The organism is Serratia ureilytica, assembly GCF_013375155.1.
In the GTDB taxonomy this organism is placed as follows: Bacteria; Pseudomonadota; Gammaproteobacteria; order Enterobacterales; family Enterobacteriaceae; genus Serratia; species Serratia ureilytica.
Genome location: NZ_JABXOF010000003.1, coordinates 102,460 through 128,106, shown reverse-complemented (window position 1 = coordinate 128,106; position 25,647 = coordinate 102,460). Strand labels below are relative to the sequence as shown.

General features: G+C 60.3%; 27 protein-coding genes and 1 pseudogene. 12 read left to right on the top strand and 16 right to left on the bottom strand.

Annotated elements, in window-relative coordinates; translation table 11 throughout:
* Nucleotides 1-38: 38 nt before the first annotated feature.
* From adhP to HWW83_RS07185, 3 genes are all read right to left on the bottom strand, one after another.
* Complete coding sequence (gene adhP, locus HWW83_RS07195) at nt 39-1,055, bottom strand: alcohol dehydrogenase AdhP (protein ID WP_033643042.1); 1,017 nt, start codon at nt 1,053-1,055, stop codon at nt 39-41.
* Nucleotides 1,056-1,252: 197 nt separating this feature from the next.
* A complete protein-coding gene (gene blh / locus HWW83_RS07190; RefSeq protein WP_033643041.1) occupies nt 1,253-2,542 on the bottom strand; it encodes a bifunctional sulfur transferase/dioxygenase Blh in 1,290 nt (429 codons plus the stop codon).
* A gap of 16 nt (nt 2,543-2,558) precedes the next feature.
* The gene (locus HWW83_RS07185; protein ID WP_083223808.1) at nt 2,559-3,344 is read right to left on the bottom strand and encodes a sulfite exporter TauE/SafE family protein; all 786 of its coding nucleotides are present in this window, start codon (nt 3,342-3,344) and stop codon (nt 2,559-2,561) included.
* A 191-nt stretch (nt 3,345-3,535) separates the two neighbouring features.
* On the opposite strand from HWW83_RS07185, the gene HWW83_RS07180 reads away from it, so the two are divergent.
* Entirely contained in the window at nt 3,536-4,771 is a 1,236-nt protein-coding gene (locus HWW83_RS07180; RefSeq protein ID WP_033643039.1) for an NAD(P)/FAD-dependent oxidoreductase, read from the top strand.
* Nucleotides 4,772-4,898: 127 nt separating this feature from the next.
* The gene (locus HWW83_RS07175) at nt 4,899-5,192 is read left to right on the top strand and encodes an Rdx family protein (RefSeq protein ID WP_025159743.1); all 294 of its coding nucleotides are present in this window, start codon (nt 4,899-4,901) and stop codon (nt 5,190-5,192) included.
* A 6-nt stretch (nt 5,193-5,198) separates the two neighbouring features.
* Here the strand turns inward: HWW83_RS07175 and HWW83_RS07170 are convergent, their stop codons facing one another.
* Complete coding sequence (locus HWW83_RS07170) at nt 5,199-6,140, bottom strand: LysR family transcriptional regulator (RefSeq protein ID WP_033650428.1); 942 nt, start codon at nt 6,138-6,140, stop codon at nt 5,199-5,201.
* Nucleotides 6,141-6,237: 97 nt separating this feature from the next.
* On the opposite strand from HWW83_RS07170, the gene HWW83_RS07165 reads away from it, so the two are divergent.
* From HWW83_RS07165 to HWW83_RS07135, 7 genes are all read left to right on the top strand, one after another.
* Nucleotides 6,238-7,437, top strand: a complete 1,200-nt coding sequence (locus HWW83_RS07165; RefSeq protein ID WP_176589164.1) for an MFS transporter — start codon at nt 6,238-6,240, stop codon at nt 7,435-7,437.
* Nucleotides 7,438-7,531: 94 nt separating this feature from the next.
* Complete coding sequence (locus HWW83_RS07160) at nt 7,532-8,026, top strand: TIGR00645 family protein (protein WP_025302805.1); 495 nt, start codon at nt 7,532-7,534, stop codon at nt 8,024-8,026.
* Nucleotides 8,027-8,214: 188 nt separating this feature from the next.
* Nucleotides 8,215-8,670 carry a 3-hydroxyacyl-ACP dehydratase FabZ gene (gene fabZ, locus HWW83_RS07155; protein ID WP_033643035.1) on the top strand — a complete coding sequence of 152 codons (456 nt, stop codon included), beginning with the start codon at nt 8,215-8,217 and terminating at the stop codon, nt 8,668-8,670.
* Nucleotides 8,671-8,704: 34 nt separating this feature from the next.
* Nucleotides 8,705-9,493 carry a spermidine synthase gene (locus HWW83_RS07150; RefSeq protein WP_176589163.1) on the top strand — a complete coding sequence of 263 codons (789 nt, stop codon included), beginning with the start codon at nt 8,705-8,707 and terminating at the stop codon, nt 9,491-9,493.
* 80 nt (nt 9,494-9,573) lie between these two features.
* Nucleotides 9,574-9,768 (top strand): ribbon-helix-helix protein, encoded by a 195-nt coding sequence (locus HWW83_RS07145; RefSeq protein WP_004928567.1) that lies wholly within the window; start codon nt 9,574-9,576, stop codon nt 9,766-9,768.
* Between the two features lie 147 nt (nt 9,769-9,915).
* On the top strand, nt 9,916-10,317 hold the full coding sequence (locus HWW83_RS07140; RefSeq protein ID WP_015377846.1) for a VOC family protein: 402 nt from the start codon (nt 9,916-9,918) through the stop codon (nt 10,315-10,317).
* On the top strand, nt 10,317-10,853 hold the full coding sequence (locus tag HWW83_RS07135) for a dihydrofolate reductase family protein (protein WP_169539571.1): 537 nt from the start codon (nt 10,317-10,319) through the stop codon (nt 10,851-10,853). The genes HWW83_RS07140 and HWW83_RS07135 overlap by 1 nt, the downstream gene beginning before the upstream one ends.
* On the opposite strand, the gene HWW83_RS07130 is transcribed toward HWW83_RS07135, so the two are convergent.
* From HWW83_RS07130 to HWW83_RS07120, 3 genes are all read right to left on the bottom strand, one after another.
* Nucleotides 10,838-12,232: an MFS transporter gene (locus HWW83_RS07130; RefSeq protein WP_069100341.1), complete on the bottom strand. Its 1,395-nt coding sequence runs from the start codon at nt 12,230-12,232 to the stop codon at nt 10,838-10,840. The genes HWW83_RS07135 and HWW83_RS07130 overlap by 16 nt on opposite strands.
* Before the next feature lie 113 nt (nt 12,233-12,345).
* On the bottom strand, nt 12,346-13,413 hold the full coding sequence (locus HWW83_RS07125) for an oxidoreductase (protein ID WP_069100340.1): 1,068 nt from the start codon (nt 13,411-13,413) through the stop codon (nt 12,346-12,348).
* A gap of 12 nt (nt 13,414-13,425) precedes the next feature.
* Nucleotides 13,426-14,175, bottom strand: a complete 750-nt coding sequence (locus HWW83_RS07120; RefSeq protein ID WP_033650433.1) for a DeoR/GlpR family DNA-binding transcription regulator — start codon at nt 14,173-14,175, stop codon at nt 13,426-13,428.
* Nucleotides 14,176-14,325: 150 nt separating this feature from the next.
* On the opposite strand from HWW83_RS07120, the gene HWW83_RS07115 reads away from it, so the two are divergent.
* Nucleotides 14,326-15,204, top strand: a complete 879-nt coding sequence (locus tag HWW83_RS07115) for an alpha/beta hydrolase (protein WP_176589162.1) — start codon at nt 14,326-14,328, stop codon at nt 15,202-15,204.
* Nucleotides 15,205-15,264: 60 nt separating this feature from the next.
* Here HWW83_RS07115 and HWW83_RS07110 read toward each other — a convergent pair whose 3' ends face one another.
* The 3 genes from HWW83_RS07110 to HWW83_RS07100 form a co-directional block, all read right to left on the bottom strand.
* Entirely contained in the window at nt 15,265-15,399 is a 135-nt protein-coding gene (locus HWW83_RS07110; RefSeq protein WP_033643027.1) for an AcrZ family multidrug efflux pump-associated protein, read from the bottom strand.
* A gap of 193 nt (nt 15,400-15,592) precedes the next feature.
* A complete protein-coding gene (locus HWW83_RS07105) occupies nt 15,593-16,063 on the bottom strand; it encodes an Rrf2 family transcriptional regulator (protein ID WP_033650438.1) in 471 nt (156 codons plus the stop codon).
* Nucleotides 16,064-16,194: 131 nt separating this feature from the next.
* Nucleotides 16,195-16,590: a DUF427 domain-containing protein gene (locus HWW83_RS07100; RefSeq protein ID WP_176589161.1), complete on the bottom strand. Its 396-nt coding sequence runs from the start codon at nt 16,588-16,590 to the stop codon at nt 16,195-16,197.
* Nucleotides 16,591-16,821: 231 nt separating this feature from the next.
* Here HWW83_RS07100 and osmB point away from each other — a divergent pair, with 231 nt between their 5' ends.
* A complete protein-coding gene (gene osmB, locus HWW83_RS07095) occupies nt 16,822-17,034 on the top strand; it encodes an osmotically-inducible lipoprotein OsmB (RefSeq protein WP_004940700.1) in 213 nt (70 codons plus the stop codon).
* A gap of 154 nt (nt 17,035-17,188) precedes the next feature.
* On the opposite strand, the pseudogene HWW83_RS07090 reads toward osmB, so the two are convergent.
* The 3 genes and pseudogenes from HWW83_RS07090 to mrdA all read right to left on the bottom strand — a co-directional run bounded on the left by HWW83_RS07090 (nt 17,189) and on the right by mrdA (nt 22,888).
* Nucleotides 17,189-18,726: pseudogene (locus HWW83_RS07090) on the bottom strand (methyl-accepting chemotaxis protein).
* 410 nt (nt 18,727-19,136) lie between these two features.
* Nucleotides 19,137-20,855, bottom strand: a complete 1,719-nt coding sequence (locus HWW83_RS07085; protein WP_047026142.1) for a penicillin-binding transpeptidase domain-containing protein — start codon at nt 20,853-20,855, stop codon at nt 19,137-19,139.
* A 107-nt stretch (nt 20,856-20,962) separates the two neighbouring features.
* Nucleotides 20,963-22,888, bottom strand: coding sequence for a penicillin-binding protein 2 (gene mrdA / locus HWW83_RS07080; RefSeq protein WP_033643022.1), 1,926 nt, complete (start codon nt 22,886-22,888; stop codon nt 20,963-20,965).
* A 296-nt stretch (nt 22,889-23,184) separates the two neighbouring features.
* Here mrdA and HWW83_RS07075 point away from each other — a divergent pair, with 296 nt between their 5' ends.
* The gene (locus tag HWW83_RS07075) at nt 23,185-23,466 is read left to right on the top strand and encodes a YjcB family protein (RefSeq protein WP_046898399.1); all 282 of its coding nucleotides are present in this window, start codon (nt 23,185-23,187) and stop codon (nt 23,464-23,466) included.
* Nucleotides 23,467-23,503: 37 nt separating this feature from the next.
* Here the strand turns inward: HWW83_RS07075 and HWW83_RS07070 are convergent, their stop codons facing one another.
* From HWW83_RS07070 to HWW83_RS07060, 3 genes are all read right to left on the bottom strand, one after another.
* A complete protein-coding gene (locus HWW83_RS07070) occupies nt 23,504-23,953 on the bottom strand; it encodes a MarR family winged helix-turn-helix transcriptional regulator (RefSeq protein WP_176589160.1) in 450 nt (149 codons plus the stop codon).
* 92 nt (nt 23,954-24,045) lie between these two features.
* Entirely contained in the window at nt 24,046-25,059 is a 1,014-nt protein-coding gene (locus tag HWW83_RS07065) for an FUSC family protein (protein ID WP_230358679.1), read from the bottom strand.
* Entirely contained in the window at nt 25,059-25,631 is a 573-nt protein-coding gene (locus tag HWW83_RS07060) for a cysteine hydrolase family protein (protein WP_176589159.1), read from the bottom strand. The genes HWW83_RS07065 and HWW83_RS07060 overlap by 1 nt, the downstream gene beginning before the upstream one ends.
* Between the last annotated feature and the right edge of the window lie 16 nt (nt 25,632-25,647).

Below are 25,647 nucleotides of genomic sequence, written 5' to 3'. Positions count from 1 at the left end.
GAAGGCCACCCGCAGGTGGCCTTCTTTTTTCGCGTGGCCTACTTCGCCATGCCGAGATCGATCACCATGCGACCGCGAATGGTGCCCGCCTTCATCTCCTCGAAGATGGCGTTGATATCGCCCAATGGCCGTTTGGTCACTTTCGGCGTCACTTTGCCTTCGGCGGCGAACTGGAACGCCTCTTTCAGATCTTCGCGCGTGCCCACCAGCGAACCCACCACCTGAATGCCGTCCAGCACCAGGCGCGGAATGCTCAGATCCATACTCTCCGGCGGCAGCCCCACGGCCACCACTTTACCGCCGGCGCGCACCGCATTGACCGCCGAGTTGAAGGCGGCTTTCGCCACCGCCGTCACCACCGCCGCGTGAGCGCCGCCGGTTTGCTGCTGAATGATCTCCTCCGCGTTTTGCGTTTTGGAGTTGATAGTCAGATCGGCGCCGATCTGTTTGGCGAACTCCAGCTGGCCATCATTGACGTCGATGGCGATCACTTTGGCGTTAAACACGTTCTTGGCGTACTGCAACGCCAGGTTGCCCAGCCCGCCCAGGCCATAGATGGCGATCCACTGCCCCGGCTTGATATCGGAAATCTTCACCGCCTTGTAGGTGGTGACGCCGGCGCAGGTGATGCTGCTGGCGGCGAAAGAATCGAGCCCGTCCGGCACTTTCACCGCGTAGTCCGCCACCACGATGCACTCTTCCGCCATGCCGCCGTCAACGCTGTAGCCGGCGTTTTTCACCGAGCGGCACAGGGTCTCGTTGCCGCTGACGCAGTATTCGCAGTGGCCGCAACCCTGGTAAAACCAGGCGACGCTGGCGCGGTCACCCACTTTTAACGAGGTGACGCCCTCACCGACGGCGGAGACCACGCCGATGCCCTCATGCCCCAACGTAATGCCCGGCACCTCGCCGAAATCGCCGTTTTTCACGTGCAAATCGGTGTGGCACACCCCGCAACACTCCATTTTCAACGCCGCTTCGCCGTGCTTCAGCGGGCGCAGCACTTTATCCTGAATGTCTACGGTATGGTTTTTCGTCACTACGGCAGCTTTCATGGTGTTTTCCTTAGCAGTGTGGGAAGTACAGTTGTTAATGTAGTGACTGTATTCGGCGAGGGCAAGCGCCGCGTGTTTTGTGTAAAAACAAATAATTAAATATGAATCAGTCTGATTATTTCATAAAAAACCATTAACAGACGGCGCGATCGCCTTGAGATTGACAGCCGTGAACAATCGCGCCTCTCTGGCTTGATTTACCCCTTGAAGCGATTAACAGGGATTTTGAGGTAGTGCCGCCCATCATCTTCGCAATCAGGCAGAACGCCGCCGCGAATGTTGACCTGCAGCGCCATCAGCATCAATTCCGGATGCGGCAACGTGGCGTCTCGCTGCTTTCTTTGCGCGATAAATTGGGCTTTATCCATGTTGGCCACCCAGGGGTTGTTCTCGCGCTGCTCTCGCACGGTGCTTTCCCAGCGGGCCTCACGCCCCGCCGGGCGATAATCGTGGCCGGTAAACAGGCGGGTATCCGCTGGCAGGCTCAAGATCCGCTGCAACGAATCCCACAGGGCTTCCGCATTTCCGCCGGGGAAATCGGCCCTTGCGGTGCCGCTGTCAGGCATGAAAAACGTATCGTGAATAAACGCCGCATCGGCAATGTGATACGTGACGGAAGCCAGGGTGTGGCCAGGAGACAGCAAGACTTCAGCGCGCAGGTTGCCGATAAAAAAGACGTCCCCATCCGCAAACAGCGCATCCCACACGGTCTCGGCGGGAGGCAGTTCCTTCAAATTATAGATGTCTTGCCACAGCCCCTGCACGGCGGTGATTTTTTCGCCTATACCGCTGAGGGCGCCGGTTTTCTGCGCCAGCCAGGTTGCGGCAGAAAAATGGTCGGCATGCGGGTGCGTATCCAGCACCCAGGCCACGCCCCATCCTTGCTGCCGGATAAAGCTCAAAATGGTGTGCGCCTGCTGATGCGATACCGTGCCCGATCGGCGGTCAAAATCCAGTACCGGGTCGATGATGGCGCAGCGACGCGCCTCGGGATCGGCGACGACATACTGCAGGCTGCCGCTTTCCGGCTCATAAAATGCGTGCACTTGCGCATGAGACTGAACGGACTGATGCCGGCGATACCAGCTGAGCGCCTTATCGGCATCCGCGCCATATTCTTCGCATTGGCTGCGGAATCGCGCTTCATCGATCCGCCCTTCGCGCAGCGCATGCAGCAGAGCAAGGCAGGCTGAGCGCGCCCCGCTCCGGCAGTGCGCCAGGGTCTTCTTGCCCCGCCGCAACAGGTAATGGAAGGTATAAACGGTCTCCCAGGTCAGCGTGTCGAACGTGTAAGGAAGATAGACGTAGTCTATGCCCATGCCTTCAGCCAGCGTTTTCTCTTGCTGATGGGATAGATGCTCCCCCGGTTCTTCATCTGGCCGGTTGTTGACAATAAGCCGGTAGCCTTGTTGATGCAGGGTAGCGAAATCACTCGCTGCGGGCGCCCCCGAAAAGGAGAGCTGATGATGGTATGTACGGATGCGCATATTTTTTCCTTCTGTCTTATAAGCTTTTAAAAAGCATATAAAGGGCCAGCACCAAGAGCATGGCGGCGTAGAGCACACGGATAATGTCCTCGCGTTTCTTCAGGCGCTCGGTGAGCGCAACCCCCACGACGCCCCCCAGAACACCGCCGACGATCAGCCAGCACGTGATGACGAGCGACACCTTGCCGGACAAGGCATAGCTTGCGCTCGTCGATAAACCCATGGCAGAAACCACCACCAGCGAGGTGGCCACCGCTTCAAGCAGCGAAAAGCGGAAAAACCAGAGCAGCGCCGGCACCACTAAAAATCCGCCGCCGATACCCAGAAAGCCGGCCACCGCGCCGAGCGCCAACACGCTGGGCCACACGATGGCGGGATGAAAGGTTGCATCCGGGGAAGCCAACCCGTTGCCGGCCCGGTGATTTTTTTTCAGCGTTAATCCGGCGACAATCAGCATCAGCAAAGCGAAAGGCAGGGTTAGATAGCGCCCGTCCGTGATTTTTCCCATCTGTGAACCTGCCAGCGTCCCGACCACCGCGACCAGTGACACGACAATGCCGGTTCGCCACCGGACGTTTCCTTTGGCGGCGTGCGCAAAAAGGTTGAGCAGCGCGCTGACGGCGACGGCCATGGCGCTGGTGCCTATCACCAAATGCGTATCCGGGATTTGCACCATATACAGCAGCAGCGGCACACAAACGATGGAGCCGCCTCCGCCTGTCAGGGCCAAGAGAAATCCGACTATTCCTCCGGTTATCACCAATAACATCAGGGTATAAAAAGTAAAATGGAAAAAATCCAATGCGTTAATTCCTGAACGGTGTTTGTGGCATTTATTAACGATCAGTTCGCATTGATTGTCAAATAACTTATTATATTTAGCTATTACATATAGCTAAATCGAATATGTGATTTTCAATATAACCATAAGTTCTATGAATCCCCTTTTAATCTGGGCATTAACCCCCTACTTTCTTATGAAAGGAGGCCTGCATGAAACCGGAAAAAATAAACACCCAGAAAAAAGTTGTTGTTATTGGCGGTGGTTCATCTGGAATAAGCGTCGTGGCAAGCATAAGGAAGCGAGTTAAAGGCATTGATATAACGGTAATTGAACCTGGCGACTGTCATTATTATCAACCGGCATGGACCCTGGTGGGCGGCGGGCTTTTTGATATCAATGAAACGCGGCGTTCCATGCGCGCCGTCATCCCCCCAGGAACCGCATGGATTCAGGATAGCGTGGTCAGAGTGGAGCCCGGCCCAAAATATGTCGAGACCCGCCAAGGGCAGAAAATAAACTACGACTTCCTTATTGTTGCCTGCGGCCTCGTTTTACGTTGGGATAAAATAGAGGGTCTTGAAGAAACGTTGGGAATGAATGGCGTCACCTCTAATTATCGTTTTGATCTTGCGGAATACACCTGGAAACTGGTTCGTGAAATGCAAGGCGGCGAGGCGATATTTTCTCAACCACCAATTCCGATAAAATGCGCCGGCGCGCCGCAAAAAGCCTTATACCTTTCATGCGATCACTGGCGGCGACAAGGTGTCCTTAATAATATTAACGTCAATTTTTGCCTGGCGGGCGCGGCGGTATTCGGCGTGCCGCAATTTGTTCCTCCGCTGACCGATTACTTGAAAAAATACCGCGCACAGGTCAACTTCCGGCATAATTTAGTTCGCGTTGATGGGCAGCGTCGGCAAGCGACCTTTTCTCTGGACGGTGATGAAGAAGGCAAACGCGAAGTGACACTGCCCTTCGATATGCTGCACGTAGTGCCGCCGCAATCTGCGCCGGCGTTCATTTCGCAAAGTGGGTTGTCTGACGAGTCAGGTTGGTGCGACGTGGATAAATTCACCCTACGGCATAAGCAGTGGCAGACGATTTTTGCGGTTGGCGACTGTTGTGCCACGCCAAATGCCAAAACCCTGGCGGCGGCTCGCAAACAGGTGGTGGTGGTGGCAGAGAACATCGCGGCGCAGCTTAACGGCGCCCCTGATGCGGCACGGTATGATGGTTATGGCTCCTGCCCATTGACGGTAGAGAAAGGCAAGGTTGTTCTGGCGGAGTTTGGTTACGACAGTAAATTGCTCCCCACCTTTCCTCTGTTCGACAACACGCATCCCAGCCGTATGGCATGGTGGCTGAAGGCCTGGTTTTTACCCAAATTTTACTGGGCGGGCATGTTGCGCGGGGTCGAATGGTTTGCCAAAAGCAAACCATAGCGACCGTCATCGTTATCCGCGCCTCGCGGCTTCCGCAGGCGCTTGACTATTTGGCGATACACAGCCACCATCGCTTGCGAGCCATCAGGCTGATTGCAAGCCGTCACCACTAACCGGTCGATCAACGATGAAAAATGCCCCCGCCGTTACGATTCACTACTGTTCACAATGCAATTGGTTGCTGCGCGCCGGCTGGATGGCGCAAGAGCTGCTCAATACCTTCGGCGACGATCTCGCCTCCGTCACCCTGATGCCGGGCACCGGCGGGGTGTATCAAATCAGCGTCGATGGCGTGATGATTTGGGATCGCAAAATTGACGGCGGCTTCCCCGATGCGGCGCAGTTAAAGCAGCGGCTGCGCGATCACAGCTTTCCCGAGCGTTCCCTCGGCCACAGCGACGGCAAAAAAGCCCGGCACTGAACGGCATCAGCCCGCCGCCGGCGGCCGCGCGCCGAGAATGCGCGGCATCACTTCTTTCATCATTTCCATGAACTTGCGCAGGCGAGCCGGGTAATAGCTGGCGTAGGGATACAGCAGGTAGATAGGCAGCGGCGCGGCGCGCCAGGCCGGCAACACGGTTTGCAGCGCCCCGTCGGCCACATCGTCCCGCACCAGCCAGGAGGAGACAATCGCGACGCCCAGCCCCTCCAGCGCCGCCTTGCGTACCGCGTACAGGCTGTCGGTGCTCAACCTCGGCGTTATATCGAACCGCCCCTGCTCGCCGCGCTCAACATGGGTCAGCACCACTTCATTGCGATAAAAACTGTTCAACGCCAGCCACGGCAACCGCGCCAAATCGTCAAGACAGCGAACCGGTTCTCGGCTCTTCAGCAGCGCCGGCGACGCTACCGTGCTGCGCGGCACCTCCGCCAGCAATACCGCCACGACCGACGGATCGGTCACCGCACCGACGTGAATGGCGCAATCCACGCCTTCGGGAATAAAGTCCGGAGAATGATCGTTCAGCGTCCACTCAACGTAAGTTTGCGGGTAGCGCCGCAGGTACTCGCCCAACGGACCGATCAGCTGATCCTGGCCGAAAGCGTGCGGCGCCCGCACGCGCAACACCCCGACCGGTTCGTCGCGCGCGCCGCCCAGCCCTTCTTCCAGGCTTTGCCATTGCTCGATCAGCCCCCGCGCCTGGCGGTAACAGCGCTCGCCGTCGTCGGTCAGTTTGAGGGCGTGAGTCGTCCGCTGGATCAGTTTGGCGCCCAGCAGCTGCTCCAACGCCTGCAGACGCCGACTGATCGTCGGTTGTGAGGTGCCCAGCTGCTGCGCCGCCGCCGACAGGCTGCCGCTTTCGACGATGCGCACCAGCGTATGCAGCAAAGTTATGCGGTCGCCGTTGGGTAAATTAATTTTATTCATACGTTAAGTGTATAACAGTTTTACCTGCGAGGGGGCTACAGCGGAATGAAGCAAGCGGTAAAAATGGCCGCACATTCACTTTGCAGGGATCTTTGCCATGAGCACCACCGCCACCAACGGCGCCCCGTCCGCCAACGTCGTGTTTCTGCTGGCCGCCGGCGCCGGCCTCAGCGTCGCTTCAATCTATTACAGCCAGCCCATGCTCGGCATGATGGGCGCCGATTTCCACGCCGGCGTCGCCGATGCCGGCATGGTGCCGACGCTGACCCAGTTGGGTTATGCGCTGGGCATTTTACTGTTGGCGCCGCTGGGCGACCGGTACGATCGCCGGCGGATCATTCTGATCAAAGGCGCGCTGCTGACGCTGACGCTGCTGCTTTGCGCGTTTGCCACCTCATTCCCGCTGTTGTTGCTCAGCAGCCTGGCGATAGGCCTGACCGCCACCGTCGCCCAGGACATTATCCCCGCCGCCGCCACGCTGGCGCCGGAGGCCAGCCGCGGCAAAACCGTCGGCGCGGTGATGACCGGGCTATTGGCCGGTATTCTGCTGTCGCGCGTGTTCAGCGGCGCGCTCGCCGAGTTCGCCGGCTGGCGCAGCGTTTACGCGCTGGCGGCGCTGGGCGTTTTGCCGATCACGCTGGCTATCTGGCGCATGTTGCCGCGTCTTCGCCCCCATAACGCGCTGAGTTACCCCGCGCTGCTGCGCTCGCTGGGGCATCTGTGGGCCGCGTATCCCGAGCTGCAGCGTGCAACGCTGGCGCAAGGCTTTCTGTCATTGGGCTTCAGCGCTTTCTGGTCAACGCTGGCGTTGATGCTGGCGGAGCGCTACCAGATCGGCAGCGCGGCGGCCGGCGCGTTTGGTCTGGCAGGGGCGGCGGGTGCGCTGGCGGCGCCGTTGGCGGGAAGCCTGGCCGATCGGCACGGCCCTGACGCCGTGACCCGCATCGGCGCGGCACTGGTCCTGGCCGCCTTCGCCCTGATGTTTCTGCTTCCGCTGTTGCCGCTCCCGGCGCAGCTGGCTCTCATTGCGCTGAGCGCCGTCGGATTCGATCTGGGCATCCAGGCGACGCTGATCGCACACCAGACCATCGTCTACGGTCTTGATCCGGCGGCCCGCAGCCGCTTGAACGCCCTCTTGTTCACCGGCGTATTCATCGGCATGGCGACCGGCGCCGCCCTCGGCAGCCGCATTCTGGCAAGCGCGGGCTGGCCGGGCGTCGTGGCGCTGGCGACGGCGGCGGGGGCCGTGGCGCTGTGGATCCGCTGCGGGCGCAAAACGGCGCGCGTAGCGGCCTGATATCGCCCTCTACTGGCGCAAGCGGTTGATTTCACCCAGGCCTCTTGCGCTATACTGAGCGCCCTTTTTGCTACGCATTCAAAACAATTTTATGATGGAACGCTTGCTAGAAAACGCGATGTACGCCTCCCGCTGGCTGCTCGCGCCGGTTTATTTCGGCCTTTCACTGGCCCTGGTCGCCCTGTCTATCAAATTTTTTCAGGAGATCCTGCACGTCCTGCCCAACATTTTCTCCGTCGCTGAAGCCGATCTGATCCTGACCCTGCTGTCGTTGGTCGACATGGCGCTGGTCGGCGGGCTGCTGGTGATGGTGATGTTCTCCGGGTACGAAAATTTCGTCTCGCAGTTGGATATCACCGAAGGCAAAGAAAAGCTGAGCTGGCTGGGCAAAATGGACGCCACCTCGCTGAAAAACAAAGTCGCCGCGTCTATCGTCGCCATCTCGTCCATCCATCTGCTGCGGGTGTTTATGGACGCCAAGAACGTGCCAGACAACAAGCTGATGTGGTATGTGATCATCCACCTCACCTTCGTGCTCTCCGCCTTCGTGATGGGTTATTTGGACAAAGTGACCCGCTCCAAGCACTAAACGCGCCGCCACGCCCGATCGTCAGGATCGGGTGTCTTCCCCTCCTTCGCTGTTTCCCAACCGTCGCCGCCGTCATGTCTTTCATCTGGCACATCTGATGATAATTTTATTATAATGTCATTACACTCATTATGGACCGAACGCCGGCCATCGCGCCGGATTCGCCGCAGACAGGATCACGCTCCCCCATGCCATTACATGGTCACCCCCTGCAATTCCACGATATTCAGGCGATTCTGCCTCATCGCTATCCCTGTCTGTTGGTCGATCGCGTGCTGCCCGCCGGCACCTGCATCGCCGAAGGGCGGCTGAGCGCCATCAAGAACATCACCGCCAATGAGCCGACGTTCTGGAGCGGCCATGCGCGCTTCGCCGGTTTTCCTGGCGTGCTGTTGGTGGAAGCGCTGGCGCAAAGCACCGGTCTGCTGGCGCATTACTATCTCGGGGCGCTGAACGAAGGGGAACATTACTACTTCGCTTCCATTCAGCGGGCGCGGTTTTATCGCGCCGCCCGTCCCGGCGACCAGGTGTTGATGGAGGTCGCCTTTGTACGCCGGCGCGGCGCGATCGCCCGCTTCACCGGCCGTGCCAGCATCGATGGCCGGCGCATTTGCACCGCCGATTTCATGTGCGCCCGTAAGTAAACAGGCCGCTTGCCAAAGGAGCCCTGCGAATACCATGTCTCTGGTTGACAGCTTACTCAGAACCCTCGATTTCTCCCCGCGTGGCCAGGTGATCGCTCGCGAAGCCGACGCCTGGGGCGAAATCATCGTTTCCGATCACAAGGACTACCGCACGCTGCGGTTTGACGGCATCTGCGAGCAAAGCAAGATGAGCCTCAGCAACCCCGCACAGCCGATCCACAACTACATCAAAGCGATGCTGATGGCGGTGGCCTGGCAGCCGCCGACGTCGGCGTTGATCCTGGGGTTAGGCGGCGGCAGCCTGCTGCGTGCGCTGCACGCGCTCGATCCGGCTATGCGCCTGGAGGTCGTTGAGCTGCGCGCCGCGGTGATCGCCGTCGCGCGCCGCTATTTTACGCTGCCGGCCACCGACACCATCAGCCTGCGCACCGCCGACGCCATGGACTTCGTGCGCCCGCCCGCCAAAACGCGTTACGATCTGATTTTCTCCGATCTTTATTCGGCGTTCGCCATGGATCCGCAGCAAGGCACCCAGACATTCCTCGAGAACTGCGCCGCGCGGCTGAATGACGGGGGCTGGCTGGTGCTGAATTACCACGATCTGCCCGACGAAAACAGCTTGCTGTACCACAGCCTGCACCGGATATTCGCCACCGTGCTGTTTTGCGTCGCCCCCAGCGGCAACGTGATCATTTATGCTACGCCGGCCCAGGTGTCGCTGCCGCTCAGCACGCTGCGCACGCTGGCCGCCGGCAGCGGCGAGCTGTTCAACTGCGAACTCGGCTACCTGTCACGCAAGATAGAGCGGCTGCATTTCCGCTAAAGACGAGCGGCGGCGCTGTCTGGCTGGCCGCTTCGCTCACATGGTATTATCATTCAGTCATCATTCTCTGGAGGATCCTGATGGAAAAGAAAACGGCGCGGCTAACGGTGCTGATTGACCCGGACAAAAAGAAAGCCCTGGAAGAGCTGTGCCTGCAGCAGGACGTCACCCCTTCCCAGGTGGTGCGCCAGCTGATACGCGATTATCTGCACAAGCATCAGGTGGATTATCCCAGCCAGCCGACCCACGCCAATCCTCGCGTCGAGAGCAATTGAGGCGGCCCGCCCCACAAACCTTGAAGCGCGCTTTGCCCCCCTGCGCGCGTCCCTAATCCGAATCCTCCACCGCGGTCTGTCCATCCTGCGCTATCGCTGCTACTGTTTTATCCGTTCATTATTCTCTCTTGGGAAAGGAAACGCGCCATGTTCAGCCATATTACCGTCGGCGTCAGCGATCTGGACGCCGCCGCCGCGTTCTACGACGCCATTTTGTTGCCATTGGGTTTACAACGGCGGGAAGTGACGCCGGACGGCGGCCCCGCCGCCCGCTGCTGGGTGATGCCGGGCCAAACGCTGCCGCGGTTTTATGCCTACCAACCCTTCGACAGACAGCCCGCCAGCGCCGGCAACGGCAGCATGTTGGCCTTTCTCGCCGCCGACGAGCTGGCGGTTAAACGCGCCTACGCCGCCGGCCTGCTGGCGGGTGGCAGCAGTGAAGGCGAACCCGGCGAGCGCGCGCACTACGGCAAAGGCTATTTCGGCGCTTACCTGCGCGATCCCGACGGCAACAAGGTCCATGTGGTTTACCGCGGAGATCTCGCCTGATGAAATGCTCGGTTTACATCGCCACCAGCGTAGACGGATTCATTGCCGGCCCCGACGGCGACATCGATTGGCTGCTGCGGCCCGAGTACGCGGTGTCGTTGCTCAATGGCCTGAGTTTTGAAGCGTTTATCGCCGACATCGACGCGCTGGTGATGGGCCGCCATACCTATGAAAAAGTCCGCGCCTTTCCCGAATGGCCCTATGGAGAACTGCCGGTGGTGGTACTGTCGACGCAATCCGCACCGCACGGCGCAGAGCCTGTCCGCTGGATGAGCGGCGAACCGGCCAGCGTCGTGGCGCGGTTGGCCGAGGCCGGCTGCCGTCACCTGTATATCGACGGCGGCCAGACCGTGCAGCGTTTCCTGCAGGCCGGGTTGATCGACGAATTGACGATTACGCGCGTGCCGCTGCTGCTGGGCGGCGGCATTCCCTTGTTCGGCGCCGATGCCCCTGAGCAGCGCCTGCGTCTGCTCGCCGTCACCCAGTCGGACAACGGTTTCGTGCAAGAACGCTACGCCGTTCAGCGCGCGTCATAACGCAGCGCCAGTCGGCGGCCGCCGAAGGCGATAAGCAATGCCGCCAACGCCAGCAACGCCGCCGCGCCGTAGGTGACGCGCATGCCGTAAGCCGCGGCCGCCGCGGCGCCCGCCACCCGCTGCGAGGCCAGATAAAACAGCGCCCCCATCGCCGACGCGCCGGTGATCGCCCCCAGATTGCGCGCCAGATTGACCATGCCGGCGATCAACCCGCGTCGTTCGGGAAACAGATCCTTCATCAGCACCGTGTTGTTGGCCACCTGAAACAGCGCATAACCGGCGGTCAACAGCGCGATCGGCGCGACATAGCCGAGTACGCCCCAGCGGCCCAGCAGCGACAGCAATCCCGCCCCGGCGGCCACTGCCGCCAGCCCAAGCTGGGCGATGCGTTGCGATCCAAAGCGATCCACCAGATAACCCGCCGGAATACCGGTCAGGATCGCCACCGCCGGCCCTGCCGACATCACCAGCCCCACCTGCGCGGCGCTTAACCCCAGCGCGCGCGCCAGATAAAACGGCCCGACCACCAGCGTGGCGGTCATCACCGTCATGACCAACGCGCTGGCCGCCAGCCCCGCCGTCAGGGCCGGATGGCGGAACATCGTCGGTGCCAACAGCGGCGACACGGCGCGGCGCTCCACGCGGATAAACACCCCTGCCGCCAACAGAGCGCCCAACATCAACGCCAGGTTAAGCGCGCCGAAATCACCGCGTCCCAGAGTCATCGCCAGCGAGTAGCAAAGCAATGCGCCGCCCAGCAGCAGCGTGCCGGCGCGGTCGAACGGTTCAGGGCGCGTCGCCGCCCGCGCCCCATTCGGCAAGTATCGCCAGGCGAGCCACAGCGCCAGCAGCCCCAGCGGCAGGTTGATCAGGAATATCGTTCGCCAGCCGAAGCCGGCGATCAGCGCGCCGCCCAACGACGGCCCCAGCGCGGTGCCCACGGCCGACATAGTGCCGAGCAGCCCCATCGCGCGGCCGATCTTTTCCGTGCCCAGCGCCTCGCCCGCCAGCGCCATGGTGATTGACATCATGACTGCGCCCCCCAGCCCCTGCGCCAGGCGCGCCGCCAGCAGCAGCCACAGCTGCGGAGCCAACGCACAAGCCAGCGAAGCGGCGGTAAACAGCGCGATGCCCGCCAGCAGCAGGCGGCGACGATTGAGGCTGTCGCCCAAGCGGCCGATGCCGATGATGCAGGTGGTGACGGCCAACAAATAGCAGAGCAGCACCCACTGCACCGCCTGGAACGAGGCATGGAATGCGGTGGCGAGCGCCGGCAGCCCGACGTTGGCGATGCTGATGCCGAGCGATGACAACAGCATACACAGAGAAAGTGCGGCCAGTATGCCGCGGACGCCCTGCGGCGAAGGATGGGATAACATGATAAGCACTCCTGACATAGACTGAGGGTTAGCCTATGTCAGGGGTTGGGATGGCGGAAGACGCATGCGATGCACTGTATCAATGCATCTGACGCCTTATCTGGCGCGATGCGTTACCAGGCGGCGATCTCCGCCTCGGTGAGCGGCAGCGTTTGGGTTACGCCGGTTTCCGCCGCCAGCGTGGCCGCTTCCAGCACCGCCATCACCGCCAACGCCTGCGATGCGGTGACCGGGTTGGCGCCGGCGCCGCGCAGCGCGTCACGCACCTGGACGTAATATTGGCGCTGATCGCCATCCGGCGTCGGCAACGTACGCACCGGCTCCGTGCCGATAAACAGGCGCATCGCGTCGTCGTCTTTACCCCACTCCGCCGAACCCGGCGTTACGCCGGCCAGCAGTTGGCTCTCCTGCCCGTCGGCGCGCGCTTTGACCACGCTGCCTTTATCGCCGTGCACGGTAAAGCGCGACACGCCGCCCGCCACCAGCATGCTGCCATGCAAAATCACGCGGTGCGTCGGGTAGTTCAGCACCACATGCGCCCAGTCATTGATCTGCGCATTGGCGCGCAGCGTGGCGATGTTGGCCTGCACGCTGTGCGGCAAACCGAACAGCTGCAGCGCCTGATCGACCATGTGCGGCCCCAGATCGAACCACAGCCCGCTGCCCGGCAGATTCTGCTCGCGCCAGCGCACCCGCACTTCTGGGCGGTAACGATCGATGTGCGACTCAAAGTGCGTTACCTTGCCGATCAGTCCCTGCTCGATCACCTGCTTCACGCCCAGGAAATCGCTGTCCCAGCGGCGATTCTGGAATACCGACAGCAGACGGCCGTGCTTCTCCGCCGCCGCAATCAGCGTGCGCGCCTGCGCCAAATCCAGCGTAAACGGCTTATCCACCACCACGTGCTTGCCCGCTTCCAGCGCAGCCAGCGCCAGCGGCGCATGGGTGGCGTTCGGCGAAGCAATCACCACCAGGTCCACTTCCGGCAAGCGGATCGCCTCCAGCGGATCGGCGATCACGCGCACGTGTGGCAGATCGGCATGGACTTTGGCGGCATCGCGCGAAGCCACCACGCTCAGCGCCAGACCCGGCACCGCGTTAATCAGCGGCGCATGAAACGCCTTGCCGACAAAGCCGTAACCAATCAGCGCCACCTGCAACGGTTGAGCGTTATCGTTCATCAGGGTTCTCCTCTAGCGGTCGTCGGCGACGACACAAAGTTCAATCATTGATTGCTCGTCCAGGTTATCCCACGGGCGATCGGTAAACAGGCGTTGGATCTGCGCCAGATCCGCCACGTGATGCGGCTCGCAGCGATCCAGCTTCATATGGTCGGCCACCAGCCAGCGCTCGCCGCTGTTGGCCAGCATGGCGCGTTTGACCTCTGCATCGGCCTCTTCGCCGGCGCTCAGCCCCAGCTGAGAATGCACCGCACAGGCGCCCAGCAAAGCGATGTCCGCGCGGTAGCGTTCCAGCAACGCCAGCGTCGCGCTGCCGGCGAACAGCCGTTGGCGCGCGTCCCACTGGCCGCCGAGCAGGATCAGTTGGATCTCCGGCTTATCGCTCAGGCACTGCGCGATATCCAACGAGGCGGTGATCACCGTCGCCGGGCCGCGCAACGCTTGCGCCACCGCCAACAGCGTACTGCCCGCATCCAGCATCAGGGTGCTGCCGGGCGGGATCTGTGCGGCCACCGCGCGGCCGAGCCGCTGCTTGACCTGCGGCAACAGCGCCGCGCGCGCCTGGCGCGGCATGCCGGACGGTTCGAGCGCTATCGCGCCGCCGTGATGTTTCTGCGCCAACCCCTGCCGCTCAAGATCGGCCAAGTCGCGGCGCACGGTATCGACCGAAACACCGATGGCGCTGGCCAATTCCGCCACCGCCGCCTGCCCGCGTTCGCTGAGCAAATCCAGTAAATGGCGCTGTCGTGCCGCTTTGTGCATGGGATTATTCCGCATTAAAAAAGCATAAAACGGCAATATACAGCAGATAACAGCATTGGAGAAGCCGCAATTGTGCGCACCGGAGATCAAACATCTTTTCCCCTGCGGGACGATGATGAAGACATAACGCATAACAATCCGGAGAAACGCATGAACATCGATCTGACGTTTGAAGACCTGAGCGTCCGCGCCGCGCAATACAACGCCCGCGCTTCGGTGGAGGATTTTGACGCCTGCATGGCGGACTATGCCGCGCTGGCTCAGCGCGCCAAAGCGCAGACGCCGGGCATTTACGATCTGCGCTACGGCATGAGCGCCGCCGAGCGTCTCGATCTGTTCCCGGCCAGCGCACAGCCCGCCCCGCTGCTGATCTTTATTCATGGCGGCTACTGGCATTCACAGCGCAAAGAGGAAGCCTGCTCGATGGCCGCCGCGTTCGCCCGCCGCGGTGTGGCGGTCGCCACGCTGGAATATACGCTGGCGCCGGAAGCGACGCTGGCGGAGATCGTGCATGAGGTGCGCAGCGCCGTCGCCTGGCTTTATCATCACGGGGCACCGTTCGGCATCGATCCGGCGCGCATTTTCGTCAGCGGCAGTTCGGCCGGCGGCCACCTGTGCGGCATGCTGATCGCCGACGGCTGGCAGCAACGCTATCGCCTGCCGCCCGATGCGATCAAAGGCGCGCTGGCGCTGAGCGGCCTCTACGATCTGCGCCCGCTGTGCGATATCTACATCAACGACTGGCTGCACCTGACGCCCGAACAGGCGCAAACTCTCAGCCCGCTGTTTTTGCTGCCGGCGAAAGCGCATGCGCCGCAGATCCTGCTCGACGTCGGTCAGCGGGAAACCCAGGGGTTCAAAAACCAGACGCAGGCCTATTATGACGCCTGCCTGGCGCGCGGCCTCGACGTCCACCTGTTGGCCGACCGCCACTGCAATCACTTTACGCTGGTCAACGAGCTGGCGGATGCGGAAAGCGCGATGTTTCGGCAGGTGATGGCGATGATCGACGCAACGGCGCGTTCATAGAGAGAAAGGGGGAAATAAGGGAGTTATAGCCGGGGGCCGATAGCCCCCAAGCATACAGATTCAGCCGTTTTTGCGGCCGATAGCGGAAAAGACGTTGAACACTTCACCCAGGCCGTAAATCGCGCCGAGCAAGACGGCCACCATTACCGGCACCAGGACCACCACGGTGGCCAAGCTTTCAATCATTTCTAACATCGTTCTCTCCTGGTTTATAAGCACAGCGAATCTGCGCCGGAAGAAAAGGTTTCCGGCCAAACGGTCGATTATCGTGGGGAGGCAGTCTAAAACGTGAGCTACATCACACTTGATGCGAGCTAATGTAACTTACACAATTACATTAACGCAATGCAAAAAATGCTCTGCGCGGAACGGGGTTTGGCGTGATTTTTTATTGCGTATCTGCTTGATATTGCGGTGAACAAGGGACGAAGGGATAGCCGGCGCGCAGCTCAACCTGCCCGGCCATTTCGGCGATGCTGGTCTGTGCCAGGCTGGCTTCCAGCGCATGGCCGACGCGCGCAAACTCTTGCTCCAGCACCGGGGTAATGGCGTGGCCGATATAGCACGCCTCGTTAGGCCGGGTGCGATGCAGCGTGAAATAAGGTTGATCCTCCACCGCGCGATACACGTCCAGCAAAGAAATCGCTTCCGCCGGCCGCGCCAACAGCGCCCCGCCGCCTTGCCCCATCTGCGAATAGGTCAGCCCCGCCTCCGCCAACGCCCCGAGAATGCGCCGCACCACCGTCGGATTGGTGTTGACGCTGCGGGCGATATCTTCGGAACGCACCGTCTGGCCGCGACACAGCGTGATGTTGGTCAGAATATGGATGGCAACGGCAAATCGCGTAGAGGTAGACACCTTGGCACCTGCTCAGAGTTTCGCTTATGTCGGATTGAAACATAAGGAAAGCGTATCAATTTCCGGTAATACACATAATGAGTAGGGATAAGTGGAATGTCAACCTGCCCCCGCCCGAAGGCGGCGGCGGCTCAGGCTTCGGTACGGATCGCCGTGACTTTGTCGGGATAAAATGCCAGATGATCCTTGATCGCCACCACGGCGTTGTAAGGCATTTCATAGCTCCAGGCCGCATTGTCCCCCTGCGGGCCGTTCAGCGTGAGGGAGAAATAACTGCAGTCGCCCTTATAAGGGCAGTAGCTCACGTGCGTGCTTTTATGCAGCAGCGCCATATTCACATCCTCACGCGGAAAGTAAAACACCGGCGGATAGTTGGCTTCCTGCAACATGAGCACATGACGGCTGTCGGCCAGGATTTGGCCGGCGCCGCGCACCACGACCCGCGTCGGATGGCGGGTCAGCGTAATCGGATGGTCCGGGCAGGGAATTTTCACCGGTTTGCCGGATGCGGAAACGAGCTCGGACATGGCGGCCTCCAGCGTGTGCGCCCCGCCCCTCGTGAGGCGTCTTCCCAGTATAGCCGAACGGTTTTGCCGACGGCCGCACATTCGGCGAGCGATCGCTTTTCACCGCGCCAAAATTAAGAATTTTTACCTGTTCGATTTTCTTTCGGAGGAATACATTCATCCCAACTTCTACCGGCGAGTTAATCGGATTATTTTTAATCCATTAATTAGCCAATTTACCAGGAACTCATTATGAATATTAAACGTGCCGCGGGTGTGTTGGTGGTGGTAATGGCGACGCTTTCCGTTACCGCATGTGGGCATATGTCCAATCGCGATCGCAACACGGCGATCGGTGCGGGCGTCGGCGCCGTGGGCGGCGCGGTATTGACCGACGGCAGCACGCTGGGCACCCTCGGCGGCGCAGCGCTGGGCGGCATCATCGGCCACCAGACCAGCCGTTAATTCACCCGCCAAAAATAACCTCCGCAGGCCGACGCTTTTTTAATCCACACGCGCCGGCCTGCTTTATTTACTCCGCTGAAATTCCTCAGGGAGCGAACCTAAATAAATAACGTTAAGCGCGGCTTTATTATTCATTAACCTGCGCCAGGGTTATTTATTGCGCCGGCAGCCTGAAACGCGCCATCGCTTTTTCCAATCGTTCCGATTCGCCCTGCAGCAACTGCGAAGCCTCGGTCACCGCGTTCACCACGGCGCCGGTTTGCCGCGCCACCTGATTCAGCCCGGCGATGCGCGCCGTCACGTCCTGAATGCTCTCCCCCTGATTGAGCGATGCCAGCGAGATCTCCCCCATCAGTGCGCTAAACGTGTTCACCAGATCGATAATTTGACGCAAATTGCCCGCCAGTAGATCCACCGCTTGCGACCCCTGATCGATTTGCTGCAACGAGCGGTTGATCAGCTGCTGAATATCGCGCGTAGAATGGCTGCTCTTCTGCGCCAGCAGGTAGCGACAATGGCGAAACCGCGGCCGTGAACGCCGGCGTGCGCGGCCTCGATCGCCGCATTCAGCGCCAGAATATTGGTCTGAAACGCCACGCTGTCGATCAGCGCCACAATGCCGCGCATCTCGGCCGATTGGTTGACGATCCCTTGCATCGAGACGTTGACGGTTTGCATCATCTTTTCACCGGCGCCGGCGCACTGCCTGGCCTGTTCGGTGCGTTGATTGGCCAGCTGCGCGTATTGGCCGTTTTCTTCCACCCGCGCCGCCAACTGCTGCACGTGCTCGGTCGCCAACTGCAATTCGCCGTCCTGCTTCGCCGACTGCGCCGTCAACTGTCGATTGCCGTCCGCCAGCCGCCCGACGCCGTTCAGGATCCCGCTCGCCGCATCGCGCACCTCACTCACCAGCCGCTGCAGGCCGTTTTGCATGTGGCCAATGCTGGTTTGCAACTGACGCATTTCGCGGTTAACCGCCCGTTCAGGCGGCAACGGCCGCGAAAGATCGCCGGCGGCCAGCACGTTGAGATGGGCGATCGCCCTTTGCAACGGTGCAATCACCCAACGATCAACGCCGAACCACACGCCCAAGGCGATCAGCGCCAACGCCGCGAGCGCGCCAAGCGCATAGGTTTTGGCCTGCTCCAGCGCCGCCAATTGCCGCACGTTGACGTCATCGCCGCGTCGTTCGTTCAGCGCCTGATAAGCGAGATACTTCTCGTTGAAATCTGCCTGAAAAGCCTGGATCGGCACGGCGAAAAACGCATCGATGCTGTCGCTGCGTTGCAGCCCTTGCGCCTGCTCCTTCAGACCGTCATAGAACAGGCGATAACTGCCTTTCAGGGCGTCAGCGGCCTCGGGCGCCGTCGCGCTCAGGCGCTCAAACCGGGCGAAGGCCTGCTCTGAAGCCTGCAACGCCGCCAGCGATTCATCCAGCAGGCTATGCCAGCTGCCGTCGGAGCCGGTGGCTTTATCCTGCAGATAGTAAATGCCCGCACGGTTCAGGGTATCGCTGGCCGTCAGCAGCGACAGCCTGGCGCGATCCATCGCCGCCTGCTGGCGATGCAAGGCGTCGCCCGTCACCAGGTTAATCTTGGCGTCGCGCAGAATATTGGAAATAAATACGGTGGAAAACAATTGCAGCAGAGAAAATAGCGCGATAACGCAAATTACGCCGCTTAATAACCCCATGCTTTTGCCGAAGCCAAACGCGCGCGGCAGCGCGGGCGCAGGTTTTGCCCCGCGGCCAAGTGTCAGTTTTATGTTCATGATTTTTAGTCGGTAATACCAGGATGCCGCGAGTCTAACGAGCATTGATGACACGACGATTACAGCCCCCATAGACGGGTGTTGCCGGGTTCGGAATGCGTTGAAATCATGTTAAGGCGTGAACGAAAGAGGGAATTGTCTTGGTGAGAAAATAAGCTTCTCTGCGAATCGCCAAATAAGAAATATTATTTTAGAAACAGAGAAATTCATTCAAGTCGAATATCAATCAATATTTCAAGGCATATCCATAATAAATACTGCCGTAGGTTAAACTCGTTGTATTGAAGCGTGGGTCAGACATTTTCTGACCCACTCACTTCCCGCTTAAATCCTCACCCTTTAACCGACGACACCACATTGAGCGGCTGGGCATCCGGCAGGATATTCATGTGCTCCAGCACCTGGGCCATGATCTTGCCGAACACCGGCCCGGCTACCGAGCCGCCGAAGTGCTTGCCGGCTTTCGGGTTGTTGACCATCACCACCAGCGCCACCTGCGGATCGCTGGCCGGCGCCACGCCGGCGGTATAGTTGATATAGCCGCCGTCGTATTTGCCGCTGGGGCCCATTTTCTCGGCGGTACCGGTTTTGATCGCCAAACGGTAGCCGGGCACCGCGGCGCTCACCCCGCTGCCGCCCGGCAAGGCGTCGCTTTCCATCATATGCACCACGGACCTGACCGTATCGGCCGGCAAAATGCGTTGCCCCATCACCGGCGGCGTCACCTTAGTGATCGACAGCGGCCGATAAATGCCGAAGGAACCGATCGCGGCATACTCGCGCGCCATTTGCAGCGGCGTCACGCGCAGCCCATAGCCGAAGGAGAACGTGGCGCGTTCGATATCGGCCCAGCGCTCGCGATGCTGCGGCAGGTAGCCGCTGCTCTCGTTGCCGATGCCAAGCTCGGTCGGCCGCCCCAGGCCAAAGCTGCGGTAGACCGCCGGCAGCACGGTGGCCGGCAGCGCCAGCGCAATGTGCGATACCGCGATGTCGCTCGATTTTTGCAGCACGCCGGTGATGGTCAGCTTCGACCAGTGGCCGACGTCCTTGATCAGGTGACCGTTCACCCGATACGGCGTGGTGTCCAACACGGTATCCGGCCGAATCAGCTTATGTTCCAGCCCCACCATCACCACGACCGGTTTCACCGTCGAACCCGGTTCGAAGCTGTCGCTGCTGCACACGTTGCGGATATCTTTCGCCGGCGTGCTGCCATAGTTGTTCGGGTTGAACGACGGGTAGCTGGCCATGCCGAGGATTTCGCCGGTGTCGATTTTCACCAGCACCGCGCAGCCGGAGTCGGCCTGGTTAGCCACCACGCCGTCGCGGATCTGCGCATAGAGCACGTACTGGATAAATTTGTCGATGCTGAGCGTCACATTCGGCGGTGGAACCGGATCCACGCTTTTAATCACGCCGATCACCGCACCGCTGCCGTCCTTCTGGTAGACCCGCAGGCCGTTTTTACCCTGCAGCAACGGGTTGAAGCCCAGCTCGATGCCCTCCAGCCCCTGATTGTCCTGGCCGACGATGCCGATCAGTCCGGCCGCGTCCTGGCCCATCGGATAGAAGCGGCTGAAATCCTGCTCGGTGCTGACGCCGGTCAGGTGCAGCTTGCTGATATAAGCGGCGTTGTCGTCCTCCACCTTGCGCGCCAGGTAGACAAAGCGTTTGTGCCCGTTGCTCTGGATCAGATGCTGCACGTCCGCCAGCGGGATCTTCAGCACGTTGGCCATGCTCTGCCAGCGTTCGTTGCCGGTATCGGTCTGGGTATCGAGAATATGCTTCGGATCCAGCACGATGTCTTTCGACGACACGCTGACCGCCAGCGCCTCATTGTTGCGATCGGTGATCATGGCGCGGTTGGTCGGCACTACCTGGGTGCGAATCGAGCGCTGATCTGCCTGGTTCGCCAACTGCTGGTGTTCCAGCAGTTGCAGGTAACCGACCCTGAACGCCAACAGAAAAAAACAGACCAGCATGCCGGCACAAATCCAGCCGAAACGAACTGTGGAATAGGTTTTACCGCTCTTTTTGGTCGATGGCGCCACTGTTGTGTTAACCCTGCGTTTTTATTCGGTTTATCGTGTTATTTCAGTCTACCTTGCCGGAAATGGTCAGGAGATTGCAGTTTGTAAGAAAGTAAAAACAAACCGCATCACCGTTGCACATCCGCACTGTCGTTTAACTGCGGTTTAGTTTGCGCCGCGTCGCCGGGCTGGGGCGCGTTGGCCGGATCGAAAATGTGGTCGAGGATCGCGCGCGCGGTCGGCCCCGCCACCACGCCGTCGCCGCCGCCGTTTTCCAGGATCAGCGCCATCGCCACCCGGGGGTTTTTGTAGGGGGCGAACAGCGTATAAAAGATGTGATCGCGCAGCCGCACCGGTATCATTTTGGCGTTGTAAGTCTGGTTTTGCTTCAGGCTGAACACCTGCGAGGTGCCGGATTTAGCGGCAATCTGGTACGGCGCGGTATGGAACAGCTTGTATCCGGTGCCGTTCGGCAGGTTGGCCATGCCATACATGCCGTTGCGCACAATGCCCCAGTAAGGCGAACGGGGATCGCCAATCTGCAGCGCCTGCGTCGGCGGCTGATAACGCGTGACCCGGTTGCCCTGCTGCAGCGAATACAGCAGGTGCGGCGTTTTCACCTTACCGTTGTTGATCAGCGTAGTCAGCGCTTTCACCATCTGAATAGGCGTCGCCACCCAATATCCCTGGCCGATGCCGACCGATACCGTATCCCCCTGATACCAGACTTTTTTGTGCACCTTCAGCTTCCAGTCGCGGCTTGGCAGCACGCCGCGGTACTCTTCGTTCAGATCGATGCCGGTCGACTGGCCGTAACCAAACTGGCTCAGCCAATGGTGAATGCGATCGATGCCCATCTCATACGCCACCTGATAAAAGAAGGTATCGGCGGACTCTTCTATCGCTTTGGTGACGTTGAGCATGCCGTGACCGGTCTTCAGCCAGTCGCGATAGCGCCGCTCGGTGCCGGGCAGCGTCCAGGTCGGCGCGCCGAAAAAGGTGGTGGTGGGCGTGATCACCCCGGCAAACAGCGCCGAAACCGCCATGTAGGGCTTCACCGTCGACGCCGGCGGGTACAGCCCCTGGGTGACGCGGTTGATGAGTGGCAAATCCGGGTTGCGGAGCAGCGCCTTATAGGCCTGATAGCCGATGCCTTTGACGAAGGGATTGGGATCGTAACTGGGGCTGGAGACCATCGCCAGAATGCCGCCGTCGCGCGGATCTTCCACCACCACCGCGGCGCGTTGCCCCTTCAGCACCGATTCGATGTACTGCTGCAGCGGCAGATCCAGCGTCAGGTAGATGTTTTTGCCGGCCTGCGGCGGCTGCTCCTTCAGCAAGCGGATCACCCGCCCGTGGTTATCCACCTCCACCTCCTGATAGCCGGTGGTGCCGTGCAGCTCGGACTCGTAATAGGCCTCGATGCCCTGTTTGCCGATGTTGCGATCGGCGGCATAGTTCTCGCTCAACCCGGCCTTGTCCAGGCGCTTGAGATCGCTGTCGTTGATCTTCGACACGTAGCCCAGCACGTGCGCCAGCTGCGCGCCGTAAGGATATTCGCGCTGCTGATAGGTATCGATAGTCACCCCGTCGAAACGGTATTGATTGACGGCGAAACGCGCCACCTCGGTGTCGTTCAGCCCCGCTTTTAGCGTTATCGGCTTGTAGCGGCTGTTGTGGTGCATGTCGTCGCGAAACGCGCTGATATCTTCCGGCGTCAGATCGACGATCGGCGTCAACGCCTGCAGCAGCGCCGATATATCGGTGATTTTGCTGGGCGTGATCTCGATGCGATACAGTGTCACGTTTCGTACCAGCGGAATGCCGTTGCGATCGAAGATCAGCCCGCGGCTTGGGGCGATCGGCAACATCTTGATGTCATTCTGGTTGGAGCGCGTCTGGTAAAAGCCGTGCTGGCGAATTTGCAGCCGGTAGAGGTTGACGACCAGCGCGCCGAAACAGACCACCACCAGCGCCAGCGCCACGGCCGCCCGGCGGATAAACAGCATCTCTTCCGCGGAGTGGTCGCGAATTTTTTCTTTTAACAGGGCCATGCGGAGCCGATACCTTTTGCGTCACATTTCCCCGCAAAATCAGGGAACTGAAAAGCCGGCAAGCATAGCGTTATCGGGCGCGACGCCCCATGAAAAGGTTGCTAATGAAATGGCATAACTGTTTCAGCATATTGGAATGTTACCGGCGGCGATTTTTTCACCGCGCGCCCCATTGAGCCGCCGTTCCTCTCAATGCTACAATGTGATCCTTATCACACTATTACCGTTATTCTCCTCCGCATTTTCCTGTCGGCGCCCTGCCGGATGCGGCTTTTTGTTACATAGGATCGAGTTCGATGAGTACCATTGCCACCGGTTTAATCATGATGCGCTGGGAGTTGCTGAGCGCCGTGATGATGTTCTTCGCCAGCCAGTTAAACGTCGTTTGCCGTAAAACCAGCCGCAATGGCATGGCGTTCATGTTCAGCAGCCTGGGCCTGTTTACCGCCTGCTGGTTCGTGATGGGCCTGATGGGCATTCACTTCACCCTCGAAGCCTTCGCCCAATTCTGGTCATCGGCCTGGGATCGCTACGTGGACGTGGTCAGCACCATGCCGGTCGATTGGCCGATGCCGTAATCTCGCCGCTGGGGGGCAACTCAGGCCGCCCCTGCAATCAGTCCGCTTCCGCAGACGGCGCCGCCGCCAGCCGCGCCATCAGCGCCCCCGCTTCGAGCAACAGCGCCTGCTCCCGCTCGGACAGACAGCTTTCCATCGCCGCCAGCAACCACGCCTCGCGTCGGGCGCGGCTTTGCTGCAGCAAACCCAGCCCGGCGGACGTCAGCCGCACCCGCACCCGGCGTTTGTCTTCGGCATCCGGCGTGCGCACCAGCAGCCCCTCGGCTTCCAGCTCGCGCAACGCGGCCGCCAGGTTTGAGGAGCGCATACGCTCCGACTCCGCCAGCAACGACGGCGTCGCCTCGCCGCCATGGCGATCGATAGCCCCCAACAGCATCAGCTGGGCCCAGGATTTTTCGTCGCTGCGCGACTCGCGCCGCATGCGGCGCACCAGCGACATTAACTGCGTGCGCAGCAGCGTCACGTCTTCAGGATGATCTTTTTTCATTGGCATCAATAGATAACGATAGATTCAATCGTACTTTCACACCGGGGGCAGGAACGGTCAACCGAAATTGGCGCGAGAGAAACCCCAGGCCGCTATTTGCGCGCGCCGGGACTGGCCAGCAACGCGCCATCCATCAGGAAAGCGAACAGCAAACCGATACCGCCGCCGAGCAGCACATTAAACGCCCTTTCCGCCGCGATTTCCGGCGCTTTTCCGGCGATAATCAATGCACAGGCGATGCAGGCGCAACGCACGCCAAAGCCTAAGGCATAACGATGAAAAGAGACCAATGTCAGCATCGTGGCCACTGTAAGCAGTTCGTAGCCCATATCGCTATGCGGTATGAGATACCCCAGCAAAATGCCGGCGGGAACCCCCATCAACGCACCTGACGCCCGCTGACGAAGCTTATTGCGCGTGGTCGCCATATCGCCGGTGATCACGCTGACGGCCGACCAGATCACCCATTGACCATAATCGAGCTGCCGCCATTCGACGAGCGCGGCAGACAGCCCGACGGCAAAAATCACGGCCAACAGCGCTTCACCGCAGGCGACCCGGGCGCCAAATCCTTCGCTGCGGTGCAGTTTAAGGTAATGACGCCATGCATTTTCAAACGGCAGATAAGCCCGTTGCCGGTGCTCTATCAGCGCGAGCGCCAACACCGGCAAAGCGGCCACCCAGAGATAGGGAAACAGTGCCCAGGCGCGTTGGATCATTGGCGCGTGCGTGCCGCCTTCTGCAATCTCGCACGCCAGATAAAGGGCCGGGATAAAGATAAAATTACCCAAGGATCGCAATTTGCCGCCGCAGGCGGATATCCCCACCGCCGCCGCCGCCGCAAAAACGCATGCCAAAATGAAGGTCGCCGGCGCCCGCATGGCGTACAGCAACGTCATGAAAACCGACAGCAGCGCAGCCGCATGCAGCATGACGCCGAGCGGCGCCAACTCAACCCTTTCGAACACGATAAACAGCGATATGGTAACCACCGAAGCCTTCAGCCAGTCGACGTTTCCGGTCGCCAGAGTCAGCGCCAGCAGCGGCGCCAACATCCACGCGCCCCGCAGCAGCAGCCGCAGGTTGATTTCGGCACGCAGCTGCATCAACGTTCGCCCAGCTGTTCCAGCGTGACGATATCGGCGATCGTCGCGAGCGTTTCCATGGAGATCCGGTGTTCTTGCGCGGTGGCTGCGGCGCAGGCCTCTTCCAGCACCCACACCTGATAATCACGATCGTGCGCGTCACGCGCCGTCGCCTGTACCGCCCAGGTGCTGCTGACCCCGCAAATTACCAGCCGCTCGATGCGGCGGGCGCGCAGTATCGCGTCCAGATTGGTGCCATAAAAAGCGCTGACGCGCGGTTTTACGATCGTTAATTCGCCCAGCTCTGACGCCAAATCGGGATGAAAAGCCGTCCCGGATTGATCCAATGCGATAGCGCCAAATTGATGTGCCTGGCCGAACATCCGGGATTGTTTGGGCTGATCGATATAACCGGCGGCGAACCCGACTTTGACCAAAATACGCAGCCAATCCTTGCGCCGCGCGAGCGCTAATGCGCTGTTTGCCCGCACGATGACGTCGCGCTCAATGACCTGCTGCGCAGAACGCGCGATTTTTCCCTCAGGATGGGTGATATCAACGATGTAATCCAAAGCGATCAATGCGGTATTCATAGAGAGCTTCTCCTTG